The organism is Aquirufa sp. A-Brett2-15D, assembly GCF_054558735.1.
Window position 1 is genome coordinate 1 of record NZ_JBSKFT010000030.1, and the last position, 235, is coordinate 235.

1 protein-coding gene is annotated in these 235 nt (G+C 39.6%); it reads right to left on the bottom strand.

Annotated features, from left to right (window positions below; all coding sequences use genetic code 11):
* Positions 1-235: hypothetical protein (locus tag ACST14_RS11015; RefSeq protein ID WP_459463494.1), on the bottom strand; the 235-nt coding region annotated here is incomplete at both ends.

The following is a 235-nucleotide window of genomic DNA, read 5'->3' on the forward strand; positions in this document are numbered from 1 at the left end:
TGGTATTAGAAGTTATGCTAGCTGTGTTTGCATTTACTCCATTCGTTAATGCTAATTCTGCAGCAGTTGCTCTTGTTATCTCAGCAGTAATGCTACTTGTATTGGAACTCACTCGTGTATCAAGACCTGCGATCGAACTGGTATTAGAAGTTATGCTAGCTGTGTTTGCATTTACTCCATTCGTTAATGCTAATTCTGCAGCAGTTGCTCTTGTTATCTCAGCAGTAATGCTACT